Annotated in this window: 8 protein-coding genes; 7 read left to right on the forward strand and 1 reads right to left on the reverse strand. The window is 53.4% G+C overall.

Going from position 1 to position 12,810, the window contains the following annotated elements; all coding sequences use genetic code 11:
• Positions 1-5 precede the first annotated feature (5 nt).
• Positions 6-1,244 (forward strand): protein-L-isoaspartate(D-aspartate) O-methyltransferase, encoded by a 1,239-nt coding sequence (locus SH527x_RS14845; protein WP_437191460.1) that lies wholly within the window; start codon positions 6-8, stop codon positions 1,242-1,244.
• Positions 1,245-1,401: 157 nt separating this feature from the next.
• Here the strand turns inward: SH527x_RS14845 and SH527x_RS14850 are convergent, their stop codons facing one another.
• Positions 1,402-3,144, reverse strand: a complete 1,743-nt coding sequence (locus SH527x_RS14850; RefSeq protein WP_437191461.1) for a hypothetical protein — start codon at positions 3,142-3,144, stop codon at positions 1,402-1,404.
• A gap of 521 nt (positions 3,145-3,665) precedes the next feature.
• On the opposite strand from SH527x_RS14850, the gene priA reads away from it, so the two are divergent.
• From priA to SH527x_RS14880, 6 genes are all read left to right on the forward strand, one after another.
• Positions 3,666-5,948 carry a replication restart helicase PriA gene (priA, locus tag SH527x_RS14855; protein ID WP_437191462.1) on the forward strand — a complete coding sequence of 761 codons (2,283 nt, stop codon included), beginning with the start codon at positions 3,666-3,668 and terminating at the stop codon, positions 5,946-5,948.
• 371 nt (positions 5,949-6,319) lie between these two features.
• The gene (locus SH527x_RS14860; protein ID WP_437191463.1) at positions 6,320-7,063 is read left to right on the forward strand and encodes a metallophosphoesterase family protein; all 744 of its coding nucleotides are present in this window, start codon (positions 6,320-6,322) and stop codon (positions 7,061-7,063) included.
• A gap of 479 nt (positions 7,064-7,542) precedes the next feature.
• Positions 7,543-9,618 carry a YidC/Oxa1 family insertase periplasmic-domain containing protein gene (locus tag SH527x_RS14865; protein ID WP_437191464.1) on the forward strand — a complete coding sequence of 692 codons (2,076 nt, stop codon included), beginning with the start codon at positions 7,543-7,545 and terminating at the stop codon, positions 9,616-9,618.
• A 234-nt stretch (positions 9,619-9,852) separates the two neighbouring features.
• Complete coding sequence (locus SH527x_RS14870; RefSeq protein WP_437191465.1) at positions 9,853-10,476, forward strand: amino acid kinase family protein; 624 nt, start codon at positions 9,853-9,855, stop codon at positions 10,474-10,476.
• Positions 10,477-10,892: 416 nt separating this feature from the next.
• Positions 10,893-11,954, forward strand: coding sequence for a DUF1559 domain-containing protein (locus SH527x_RS14875; RefSeq protein WP_437191466.1), 1,062 nt, complete (start codon positions 10,893-10,895; stop codon positions 11,952-11,954).
• A 92-nt stretch (positions 11,955-12,046) separates the two neighbouring features.
• On the forward strand, positions 12,047-12,451 hold the full coding sequence (locus SH527x_RS14880; RefSeq protein ID WP_437191467.1) for a hypothetical protein: 405 nt from the start codon (positions 12,047-12,049) through the stop codon (positions 12,449-12,451).
• Positions 12,452-12,810: the final 359 nt, after the last annotated feature.

Below are 12,810 nucleotides of genomic sequence, written 5' to 3' on the forward strand. Positions count from 1 at the left end.
GACTCATGGGCACAGCCTTTCGAACCTGGACTGTCGCCACCGCGCTGATTGGTGGCCTGCTGACACTGGATCCGACCATCGCTCTCGCTCAACGGCCAGACCGTTACGAGGCCCTGCGTCAGCGAATGGTCGACGATTTCATTGTCTCCGAAGGCGTGACGAATCGTCGCGTGATTGAAGCAATGCGGACCGTCCCTCGACATGAGTTCGTCCGCCCAGGGACACAGAATCTGGCGTACTACGATCAGGCTGTCGAAATCGGGCACAAGCAGACGATCTCCCCGCCGTTCATCGTCGCCTACATGACCGAGTCACTCGATCCTCAACCAGAAGATCGGGTCCTTGAGATTGGGACCGGCAGTGGATATCAGGCGGCTGTTCTTTCCGGACTGGTCAAAGATGTCTACACCATCGAAATCGTGGAGCCGCTTGGACGCCGGGCAGCCAGCGTTCTTTCCAGCCAAGGTTACAAGAACGTCCACACGAAAATCGGCGATGGATATCAAGGTTGGGCAGAGCATGCTCCGTTCGACAAGATCATCGTGACCTGTTCTCCGGAGGATATTCCTCAACCGCTGGTCGAACAGCTGAAAGAAGGCGGAAAGATGATTATTCCGCTGGGAGAACGTTATCAACAGGTGTTCCATCTGCTCGAAAAGAAAGATGGAAAGCTGCTGCAGCAACGACTCATCCCCACACTCTTCGTCCCGATGACCGGGAAGATGGAAGAACTCCGCGAGAAGCAACCGGATCCGACGCGCCCACAAATCGTCAACGGCAGTTTTGAGGTCGATTCCGATAGCGACGGGGCTCCTGACAACTGGCACTACCAGCGTCGCACGCAGATGGTCTCAGATGCGTTTTCGGGGAACCATGCCATGTTCTTTGAGAACAATGACCCCGGCCGTCTGTCTCAAATGCTGCAAGCAATGGCACTGGACGGTTCCAAAGTCCGACGACTGCAAGTGAGCTACGCCATGAAGTGCGAAGGGATCGGCCCCGGTCGCAGCAGTGCCGAACTGCCAGCAATCTCAATCTACTTCTACAACGCCCAGCGAGTCCCGATTGACCGCGCCGTCATCGGCCCATGGCAGGCAAACCAGACCACATGGAAGCACCAGATCGAATACGTCAACGTCCCGCCCGGTGCGAAAGAAGCCATTCTGCGGATCGGCTTGTGCGGAGCCGTTGGAAAGCTCTGGCTCGACGAAATTCAAGTCTCAGCGGCAACACCGGCGAAGTAACTCACTCTGAAACACGACATCTGATTCACGTTGGCAACGCACTGTCGACGTGAATCAGAAACTGTCGTCAGATGCTGTTGCGAGCAGGCCAATAAGACCGTTAGGTAAGAGAGCAACGATCCTGAGCGACGTGGTCTCAACGATCTGGTCAGACCATCTAGCGGATGGTGAAGCTGATGGATTCGGTCGTCATCTTGCCGCTCAGTTCGTCGTGGATCACGAGTTTGAGCAGGTGTGCCCCGCGCGGAAGATGCGGCGGCAGGTTGATGCGATAGCTGTGATAATAGTCTGATCGCAATGTCCGGCAGAGGTCTTCTGTCGGCTCAAATGTGCTGCGATCGATGACCTGCTTTTCTGCACCGTCCGAATAGATTTCAATCGTTGATTTGATTCGAGTGCGGTAAAACCCTTCCGGAGTCGCATCACTCTGGAAGTTGCGAATCTCGGCATAGACGAGCACCGTCTGACCTGGCAGGAACTGGTCGGCAGGATACCCCTCGTAGTTTCCAAATCCCTGAATCTGCTGACAGAAGGTCACGTTCCGCATTCGCAGCTTGGCATTCTGCTGCAGCCGATGCGCTGCAGATCGCAGATGCGCCATCGCCTGCGTTGCCCGTTCACCTGGATCAGATGTTCCGTTGTGTTCCAGATGCTCTGATAGTCCGAGAAAGAGTTCCGTCCAGAACTCCTGTTCCTGCTGCGGCAATCCCGGAATGACTTGCTGTGATTTCGTCGGCTCCCCTTCAATGACGTAAAGCATGCGAAGTGCAACTTGCTTGCGAACGTCATCCCGACTCGCGTCACCCACTGTTTGAGAAGAGGTTTCCGCTTCCAGAAGCGAAATCAACTTCTGAACTTCATCTTCCCAGAGCTGCGATCCCGGTGTCAGTCGCGGAGTCGGGACCATCACAGGCTGGGGCATCTGCGCAGAGGCCGTCTGCACGGGTTCGGTCGGAACACTTTCTGAAGGGGTGTTTGCCGAACTTGCATCCTGCTTCTGCTGATTCCCAAGAATCAATGGAAGACCAAATGTACTGCGTTCCGTCTTTCCGGCAGGGGGTGGAGTCTCTGCATCGCCGTCGAATGGCATTCCCCAACGCAGCCCGTGATCCGTCAGCGATTTAATCCTCTTCGGCCAACCTGTTCCGACTGTCGAAGAAGGCTCGACAGTGGTTGGCTTTACCTCGGCCACCGTATTTTCTTCGACTCGATTCGTCGGTACGGTCGCCACCGGAGGCGAATTCGATTCCGGAGACGGCTTCTCTGCAGGCGCGCTCAACTCTGAGCGTTCCTCGTGATTCACCGGTTGAACATTGAATGCTTTGGCAAGGACAGCAGGCCCATCCATTGCGACTTTCGGGGAGGCACCCGCCCCGGTTGATTCTTCAGATGAGCCATCCGCTGCGGATTTCGCTGCGAGAAAAGAACTGACTTCCTTGCCTTCAACGATCCGTCGTGACTGCAGGACGTGCGGGATATTCGCCGACTCAATTGTATCCAGAAACGCGAGCCACTCTTTACGCTCGTCTGGCGTGGCGTCTTTCAACTCTGCTTCAATCAGCATTCGTGTTGCGGGATCGTGCCGAATCGCGCGTGGCTTTGATTGTGCTTCGCTGGAACTTGCTTCCGGCTTCTTTGTCGACGGGTCCACTTTGAACTGGCCAGACGCTGCGGACTCCGCGAGCAGTGATTCTGATTTCCCTGACGACTCGCTTTGACTGGCGAGCAACTCCTGCTCCGAGTCCGGACTTTTCTCAGATGTCTTCTCGGTCTCTTTTTGAACAGTCTTGTTCGCCCCTGGAATCCAACTCTTCGGCATATTGACACGAGGCAACGTCGGCGCACACCCAGCACTGAGTGCGAGCAGCAGCACGCCGGATTGTCGTGCCCAACGGGTCATGTCGATCATCCGAAGTAGGATGTGAACGGAACGCTGAACCACCAGATTTCGTGCGATTGACGATATGAATCAACGCAGAGGGAAATCGAAGTCGAACAGACTGTTCCACGACGAGCCGTCATGGCTCATCAGATTCAGGGGAAACGAGACGGGAGACGGGATCAATGGATAGGAAATTTGCAGGAAACAATAGGAATCCCATCGACAACATGGCGTGTCGGAATGGTCCCGGCGAAAACTACGAAATCACGCGACTCCGTCACAACCCCAAATCCTTCCTCATACCTGCAGTGAAAATGACTTTGGGAGTTTTTACAAAACAGCGAAAATCAATCTGAAAGGGATTCACGTAACAGGGTACCATCGCTGGCAAACTGGTGTGGCGGGTGTCGCCAAAACTCCCTTGGGCCTCTAGAATTTCCGGGAAGAGGTCATCGTAAAATCCGTATCCGATCGGGAAGGTGCCAGTGCGAGCGAAACGCACTCAATTCTGTCCCGACTCTTTCAGGTTAGCTCCCCACTTGAATTCACCACGCCAGTCTTCGCTGTTTGAATTTGAACCGGAACCGGATCGGTGGGAACTGGAAGCGGAACAGGACCAGCTCGGCGCGAACGTCGTCTTTAACCGGCCACTGGATCCGGTGTTCACCTATCTGGTCCCGGACGACCTGCGTGAAATGATTGCGCCGGGACAGCGTGTCCGCGTCCCATTTGGTCGCGGCGATCAACTCACACAAGGCTACTGCGTCGGGCTGACAACCGAGATTGCCCGAAATCGCAAGTTGAAGTCCATTCACGAGATCCTGGACCGCGAGCCGTTGATTTCGCAATCGATGCTCGATCTCACAAAATGGATTGGGGAGCGGTACTTCTGCAGTTGGGGACAAGTCCTTGATAGTGTCATTCCCGCAGGCGTGAAAAAGCAGGCTGGCACCCGAGAGATCGTCACGTTTGAACTCGCACCGGATCTGGATGTCGCCAGTCTGAAACTTCCTGCCAAACAGAAAGCCGTCCTGGAAGTCCTGCAACAGTCGGATGTCCCGTTAACCGCGGACGTCCTGTCAGAACGGGCGAATTGTGGCAGTTCCCCAATTGAGACACTTCGTCGAAAGGAACTGATCATTGGCCGACGCGCGCGGAGTAGTGTCGCACAGGCTAACCAGATCGAAGTCGAACTCCAGACCGACTTGAAGCTGAACACGGAACAACAGACGGCGCTGGACTCTGTCTTGAAGGCCCTGAGGGAACAGCGACACGAGACCTTTTTGCTGTGCGGAGTCACCGGAAGCGGGAAAACCGAAGTCTACATTCAGGCGATTCGAGAAGTCGTCAGCTACGGGCGACAGGCAATCGTACTTGTCCCGGAAATCAGCCTGACGCCACAGACAATTCGTCGGTTCCGCGCCCGATTTCCGTCCGTCGCGGTTCTGCACAGTCATCTCTCTGACGCCGATCGACACTGGCACTGGCAGGAGATCGCCGAAGGTCGGGTGCAGGTGGTCGTTGGTGCTCGCAGCGCCATCTTTGCGCCAGTTCCGCAGCTGGGCCTCATCATTATTGATGAAGAACATGAAGCAACGTTCAAACAACATTCAACACCGCGCTACCATGCTCGCGAAGTCGCCAGAGAACGGGCGAGACGCGACAATGTTCCGCTGATTCTTGGCTCCGCAACGCCGACTCTCGAATCACTGCATCGGGCCCAGACCGGTGAAGAGACGCTTCTGACATTGAAGCAACGCGTCGAACGCCGCGAACTGCCGCCGGTCACATTGATCGACACGCGCAATGATCCACTGATTTCCAAAGGACAGTCGATTGGACGTGCCTTGGGAAATGCCATCAATGTTGCCCTCAAGGATCAGGGCCAGATCATTCTCTTTCTGAATCTGCGTGGGTTTTCTCCTGTCCAATGGTGCCCTCAATGCGGAGGTATTCGCTGCCCGGATTGCGACGTCACCCTCACATGGCATCGAGATAAAGAGGTTCTGCTCTGCCATAGCTGCGAATACACGCAACCGTCTCCCAAGGTCTGTCCAACCTGCCAGTCACCTGCGTTGCGTTACATCGGAACCGGAACTCAGCGACTGGAGGCGGAGGTCAAAACCAAATTTCCGGACGTTCGCATGCTGCGAATGGACAGCGACTCGATGAAAGCCCCCGGCAGTCACGACGTCGCCCTCGAAGCATTTCGAGAAGGAAAGATCGATCTGCTGCTTGGAACACAGATGATCGCCAAAGGACTCGACTTCCCGAATGTGACGCTCGTAGGCGTCATTGATGCGGACATGTTGCTGCATCAACCGGAAATGCGTGCTGCCGAACGTACGTTCCAGCTGATTTCTCAGGTCGCCGGACGGACCGGACGCGGTGAAAGAGCAGGGCGAGTGCTCGTCCAGACAATGGTTCCCGACGAACCGGTGATTCAATTTGCAGCGAGGCACGATTTCAACAACTTCGCCAAACATGAACTCGAGCAGAGAAAATCCGCGAATGCCCCGCCATACAGTTCCATGTGCCGGATCATTCTTCGCTCGCTCACGGAATCCACTGTGAAAGAGGAATCGCGTCGGATCGCCGAGTTGTTGCGACAGTCAGCCGCTGAACTGAAATTACCGGTCCGGATTCTGGGCCCGGCTCCTGCGATTATCACTCGTCTGCGAAAATACTTCCGCTATCACATTCAAATGACGGCCAGTGAACTGTCGTCGCTCGAACAGCTCTGGCGAACCGCATCCCCACGTTTTCAATTGCATGCTCAGGTGGAACTGGTCATCGATGTTGATCCACTGGATTTGAGATAATCCATCGTCGCTCCAACCTGTCCATCGCATCAACGGACTCAGGGAAGTTCTCTTGCGAATCAATTTCCGTTGCGAAACGCCCTGCGTGTTTCCATGCACAGGCTCTCCACTTTGCCGGTCTCGCTCGGTCGTTCTAAAGCATTTCCAGAGATGCTGTCACGTTCTGGCACGGCGAAGTCAGACTTCGCCTATTCACAGGGCGACTGCGCGGCCGCAGGCATCGACGGGACCGATTTAGCAGGTTCGCATATCAAAAACTGAGGAGCGACCGTCTGCATCAGCTTGACCCTGATTCATTAACTGTCCTACACTTTGTAATTACTGTACATCTGGAATGAAACTTTCTTTGGTCATTGAGGCTCGAGCAACCGTTGCGAGCGATCATCAGCGACATCCACGGCAATCTTGAAGCACTGGAAGCGGTTCTCACCGACATCCGGCAGCAGGGAATTGCGCAGATCTATTGCCTCGGGGATATCATTGGCTACGGCCCGAATCCGCGAGAATGTATTGATCTGATTCGGCACCATTGCCAGACCACGATTCTTGGCAACCATGATCAGGCTGCTCTGTTTGATCCTGAGGGATTCAATGCAGGTGCAGAACGGGCCATCTTCTGGACCCGGAAGATGTTGGAATCCGGAGACCCGAACAGTAACGAGAAGCGCTGGGAATTCCTGGGAGACCTTCCCCGGATGCGACGCGAGGACAAATTCCTGTTTGTCCACGGCTCTGCCCGCAACCCGCTGAACGAGTACGTTTTCCCGGAAGACATCTACAATCAGCGAAAGATGGAGCGCATTTTCGGGCTCGTCGACCGCTACTGTTTTCAGGGACACACCCATATCCCTGGTGTCTTCACCGACGATTATAACTTCCGTTCACCAGAAGAGATCGGTTTCAAAATCGATCTAGGCGAACAGAAGGTTCTGGTCAACGTCGGGTCAGTCGGTCAACCGCGTGACGGAGACAATCGGTCGTCTTACGTCGTCGTCGATGGCACGACTGTTCACTTTCGACGCGTCGAATACGATTTCGAGAAGACAATCGCCAAGATCTACCCGATTCCGGAACTCGACAACTTCCTCGGCGACCGGCTTCGCGACGGCAAATAGTCTCTGGTCGTTCTGTGACTCCCCAAGTGTCGCTATATGCGATTTTCTGATCGCTGCGGACAAAAGAATCTACGATCAGAATCTCTTCGCTCCTTGTGGCAAACTCCAGAAGCCGTACAATCGTTCGGTTGGTTTTTTCGTTTAAGATCAAGCCCGGTCCGAAGAAGAAGTCACTCAACGAGCAGGACCACGCTCCGTTTCCCCGGGACATCTTTACATCTGGTATTTTAAGGAAACCGAACCCAAGTCCTCCATCTAGTCAGCAGCGACACAGCCTTCAAAATGCTGTAAATCCAACTGCAGTCCAGTGAGAAGTTGGCTGTGATTCCTCTATGATACGGCGACGGTGCGTGTGGAATTGTGTGTTGGAAACGTTCTTAACGTCACACCTCCCACGTCCGAATGCAATCAATTTGACCTCAACAGGTCTAATCACGAAAGGAACGGCCAGCCGCTTCTGACCGGCCGTCAACCACTGGATGGATAAACGTCAACGGTTCCTCCCGATTGTTGTAACAATCGCGATGTTTCTGATCTGGATGCAAGTTGCCCCGATTTTATTCCCGGGCTTCTTCCCAGATCCAAAAGCAAAGCGACCGGTTGCAAATCCGGCAGCACAACAACAAGACGAGCTCGCTCCGGAACAGCAACCAGCGATCGCTGCAGATGCAAAACCTGACACTGCTCTTCCAGAGTTTCCGGAACAGGCAATCGTTCTTGGCGAGCCTGGGTTCGATAACGGCTATCTGATCAAGGCCGAAATCACGACGACCGGCGCTGCGATCAGCAATGTCTGGTTGACTGACCCGCGATATACGACTCTGGATCGCAAAGAACAGCTGAAGATTGTCGGCAACGAAATCCACCGCAACGTGGGGAGTGGTGAAGATCCGGAAACCTTTGACACACGCGTTGCGTATGTAGACAAGCTGCTGGCTCCTCACAAAGTGACGCTGGCCACAGTGAACTGGGAAGTCGTCAAAAAGGATGCCGAGTCCGTCACCTTGCGCTACCCGAGCCCGGACGGCAAGTTCGAAGTATTAAAGACGTTTCGGGTCTCTAAAGCTGACCTCAAAACTCGCGATTCCGTCGCTGCCGGATATCAGGTCGGCATCGAACTCGAACTCAAGAATCTGTCTGAACAACCGATTCAGACAACCTTCCATATCGTCGGTCCCGTCGGCGTTCCGTTGGAAAACGTTGAAAACTCACGATTGTTCCGCGAAATCAAACTCGGAACGATCTCCGACGCACGCTATCCCAATAGTGTCACCGCTGCGAGCATGCTCGCAAACGACCTTGCTAAGCAGTACAGGAACTCACAAGAGCCAGGCGGCAAGCCAGTCAGCTTATGGAGTGCCCCAGTTTCCTATGCAGGTGTCGATGACCAGTTCTTCGCGGCATTGATTCTTCCTAAAGGACAGCGTCAAGCCAATTCCGAAGGCCAGCGAAACATTGATTCGATTGCTGTTACACGTCCACTTCTGCTGCACCTGAATGAAGCAAAGCCTGAACGCAGCGACATGACAATTGTGATGGAATCACCATCACTCACGATTCCGCCAAAGGGAAACGTAACAGAAGATTTCTCTGCATACTTTGGACCGAAGCGTCCTCAGCTGATGCGTGAACTGAATGCGGAATCAATCATTCAGCTCGGCTGGTTTGCGTTCGTTGCCAAGTTCATGCTGTGGATTCTTGGATCGTTCCATAACGCCGGGATTCCATATGCATTCGCAATCATCCTGCTGACAGTTGTTGTCCGTTCTGCCATGTTCCCGATTTCCCGGAAGCAGGCGATTGAAGCAGAGAAAATGCGTATCCTCGCTCCAAAAATGAAGGAGATGCAGGAGAAGTACAAGAACCAGCCAGAAGAGTTCGCGCGAGCCTATCGCGAGTTCCAACGAAAATACAATTACCATCCGCTGGTTGGCTGCTTACCAGCTCTGCTCCAGCTTCCGATCTTCCTGGGCCTGTACAACGCACTTTACTATGCAGTCGACTTGCGACTTGCCCAGTTCCTGTGGGTCGACAACCTCGCAGCACCGGATCAGATGTTCCCGTTGGGGTTCACTGTCCCGTTCCTGGGGTGGACCGACTTTAACCTGCTGCCAATTCTGACTGTGATTCTGTTCGTCGTTCAGCAAAAGCTGTTCATGCCACCGGCTCAGACTGAAGAGCAGGCGATGCAGTTCCGCATGATGAACATCATGATGATCGCAGTCGGCTTTGCGTTCTATCAGGTTCCTGCCGGGTTGTGCGTCTACTTCATCTCCTCCAGCTTGTGGGGAGTCTGCGAACGACTGCTACTGAAAAAGAGTATTGCAACTCACCAGCGCGCCGTTGCTGAGGCGGGGGCTGACAACGCCGCTGACGGAACCGTGATTGAAGTTCCGAAAGCCGCTCCACAAAAGGCTGCTGTTTCCAAGCTGAAAGCTCCAACCTGGTGGCAACGTGCCTTGAGCGCTGCTGACGAAGCGAAGGGGATTTCCGAGAATCCCAACGCCGAACGTAAGTACAGCAACAAAGATAAGAAGAACAAAGGCCGTCGATAGGCTCCATCTCACCGAGGTCGACAAAACTGACCTCATGAGCCTTCACTGAGACAAGACACATTTACGGGCACACGCTCGATTGAACTGCCGACAAAGCAGTCCATTGAGCGTGTGCCCGTTATGATTTTCTGAGCGACTTATTTCGCCGCGAGCATACTCTCACTCGTCACTCAGGCTGAGCGTCCTGATGAATTGCTCTAATTCAAACACAGGTGCAACCTCAACGAAGCAACCATGTCAAACTCAACAACAGTTCTGAAAGTTGGGGGAAGCCTGTTTGACCTGCCGGAGTTCGCATCCCGCCTCCGAGAGTACCTTGATACTGAAGCAGGGGGAGTTGTGATCGTTGCTGGTGGCGGTCGCTTTGCAGACGAAATCCGTCGCCTGCAGCAGATACATAATTTCTCTAACGAAATCGCCCATAACCTCGCCATCAACACGATGTCGACCTCGGCCAGACTTCTTGGAGAGATACTCCAACTCCCGGTGATCCATTCCTGGAGCGAAATTGCAGGGACCTTCTCGCGCAATCAGATCGCAGTCCTTGATGTCTCGCTGAAGGTTTTCAATGAGGGCGAAGCCCATCCTCGATATCTTCTGGATGGCCTGCACGAACTCCCTGCCTCCTGGGATGTGACCAGTGATTCGATCGCTGCCTGGGTCGCCATCCGATCTCAGGCCGAACGGTTGATACTGGGAAAGTCTGTCTCACTTCCTCCCGCACCGTACACACTTCAATCTCTCGCAAATGCTGGGTACGTCGATGCCCAGTTCCCCACAATTGCATCGCATGCCAACAATCTCGAATGGCTGAATCTCCGCGAGAGTCTAATGTCGTCTCCAGTACGACAACTCTGATTGCTCACTCGGTTCTCTCAAATCTCTCCGCAATGGGTCTTCGACAGCGAAGATGCCGAATCATGCGCGAGCCACCTTCAGGGAGACATCAACGACCCACCACGCTTCGCGTACGATCTGATTGAGTGACAACTACTCCTGAATGATTAGCAATCACTTAACGACACTCGATCCACTGGGAAGCAGGTCCGATCAACACATCTCCACTGATTAACGCAGTGGAATCACGACTTCGCACAATTTTTGATTATTAATCTCCCGAGACTTATTCATAGTTGAATCAAGCGATTGAACGATGTATCTATAACAGATCAACTTTCACCGAGGTTTGCATACGAAATTCTCTATTTCGTCGTCTTCTCTACCGTCATTTCGTTGCAATTCTCAGCACCTCCAGACCAGCAGGGCTCTCACCAATGTTGTCCCTCTACTCCCTTCTGACCAGTTCCCTGACGGGAAATCGGAACATCACGCGAACCTGGAAACCAACCTCTTCCGCTCAGAAAGCCGGTCATCATGGCTTCACGTTGATTGAGCTCCTGGTTGTCATTGCAATTATCGCAATCCTGATCGCATTGCTCCTGCCGGCAGTTCAGCAAGCCCGAGAGGCTGCCCGACGATCAAGTTGCCGAAACAACATGAAGCAAATTGCACTGGCTCTGCACAATTACCACGATACGCACCTCGTTTTTCCGTATGGAAACCGTGAAACCGTCGGCGCCGGAGAAATCGCAATCCGTGATACCTGGTTCCATCGTCTTCTGCCTTCAATCGAGCAGTCCACGCTTTACAACGCCTACTGGTCGTTTCAGGAGGACAAATTGCGAAACGGCGGAAGCAACGCTTGCTGTACAGACCGAACATTTTCGTTCGATACGCCGACATCAATCAGGAACATCCCCGTCTCAGTTTTCATGTGTCCTTCGGCTCAAGGTGGATCAAACTACAACGGTGGTTTCCAAGGGAACTATGCCGGCTCACACGGCAGTGCAGAAATGCGCCGATACAATGCAACGATCAAAGCAGACGGGATGATTTTTGACCTCTCACGCACCAGCATCCGTGATGTCACCGATGGCACATCGAACACACTTCTCATTGGGGAAGTGATCTCTCGATCCGGAATGTCTGCACCGACCACATATGGCGAAGCCGGATCGTACTGGCGGGGAGGAACCTGGGGAGAATACGGGTTCACTGCTCTTGAAACTCCAAACACCAGAGTTCCTGATCGTGTTTATGGAAACACTGCGTCGGGCTCCGTGTGCAAAGATGCCAACGATCCACTCGCACCATGCCTCGGCTACGGGAGTTCACTCGGTGGAATCCAGATGAACTATGCCCGCAGCACACATATCGGTGGCGTAACAGTGGCCTTGGTTGACGGGTCAGTTCGATTCGTCTCCAGCAACATCGATCGCACAACCTGGCGCGAGCTCGCAACACGCATGGGTAACGAAACTCTCGGAGAGTACTAGATCAGGCTGGTCGATCCAGTGGCCACGGTGGTCGTTGCTTTGAGCTGCGACCACTCTGTTTCTCTCATCCGTTCACGACTCCAGGAACTCCAATGCGCCTGCATTCTCTTTGTGTTGCACTGACTCTTTGTGTTTTGACGATCGGATGCGGACGAAGTGACATCGTCCCCACGACTGTTGTGGAGGGAACCGTCACGTTCGATGGAACGCCTGTAGAAATGGGTGAAATTCGATTGAGCCCAGTCGACATCAACCAATCAGGGACCGCGGCAAAGATCGAGAACGGCAGGTTCCGAGCCGAATCCCCACTTGGACAGATGAAAGTGCTGATTACCGCATATCGGGAAACTAAAGGAAAAGTCGTCGAACTGAATCCAGGCGAAAAATCCGCACCTGTTGAACAGTTCATCCCCACGAAATTCAACGAGAAGACCGAACTGCAAATCGATGTCAAAAAGGGAACCCAACCGGTGACATTCGACCTGAGCAGTAAGTAAACCCAAGTCCCCGGAATCGGGACCAGAGTACAATCCAACTTCACGAAAGGGACACGTCATCTAACGTGTCCCTTTTCTCATTGAGGACCAACCAGGAATCGACATATTGCAGATCGTTTAGCTCCTATCAATTAAGTTCCATCACGATCACCTCAAGTCGTCACAATCCGCCCATTACCTTGACACACCACACATAGCCCAAACATACATTCTCCTCAAACCCCGTTCAAATAACCCTTTACAACTCAACGTCGAACACACAAAAGCCGTGTTCACAATTGTCATTTCGGTATTCAGAACGATTCCGATAGATCAAACCATCTACATGTGCTATCTTCTTTAAAGTGTCATTATTCTTC

It is taken from the genome of Planctomicrobium limosum (assembly GCF_051465645.1).
In the GTDB taxonomy this organism is placed as follows: domain Bacteria; phylum Planctomycetota; class Planctomycetia; order Planctomycetales; family Planctomycetaceae; genus Planctomicrobium.

Bases quoted from the DNA above. Each gene is read 5' to 3' on its own strand.
- SH527x_RS14880 (WP_437191467.1), top strand. From the start codon at position 12,047: ATGCGCCTGCATTCTCTTTGTGTTGCACTGACTCTTTGTGTTTTGACG.
- SH527x_RS14865 (WP_437191464.1), top strand. From the start codon at position 7,543: ATGGATAAACGTCAACGGTTCCTCCCGATTGTTGTAACAATCGCGATG.
- SH527x_RS14870 (WP_437191465.1), top strand. From the start codon at position 9,853: ATGTCAAACTCAACAACAGTTCTGAAAGTTGGGGGAAGCCTGTTTGAC.
- SH527x_RS14875 (WP_437191466.1), top strand. From the start codon at position 10,893: ATGTTGTCCCTCTACTCCCTTCTGACCAGTTCCCTGACGGGAAATCGG.
- SH527x_RS14845 (WP_437191460.1), top strand. From the start codon at position 6: ATGGGCACAGCCTTTCGAACCTGGACTGTCGCCACCGCGCTGATTGGT.
- SH527x_RS14850 (WP_437191461.1), bottom strand. From the start codon at position 3,144: ATGACCCGTTGGGCACGACAATCCGGCGTGCTGCTGCTCGCACTCAGT.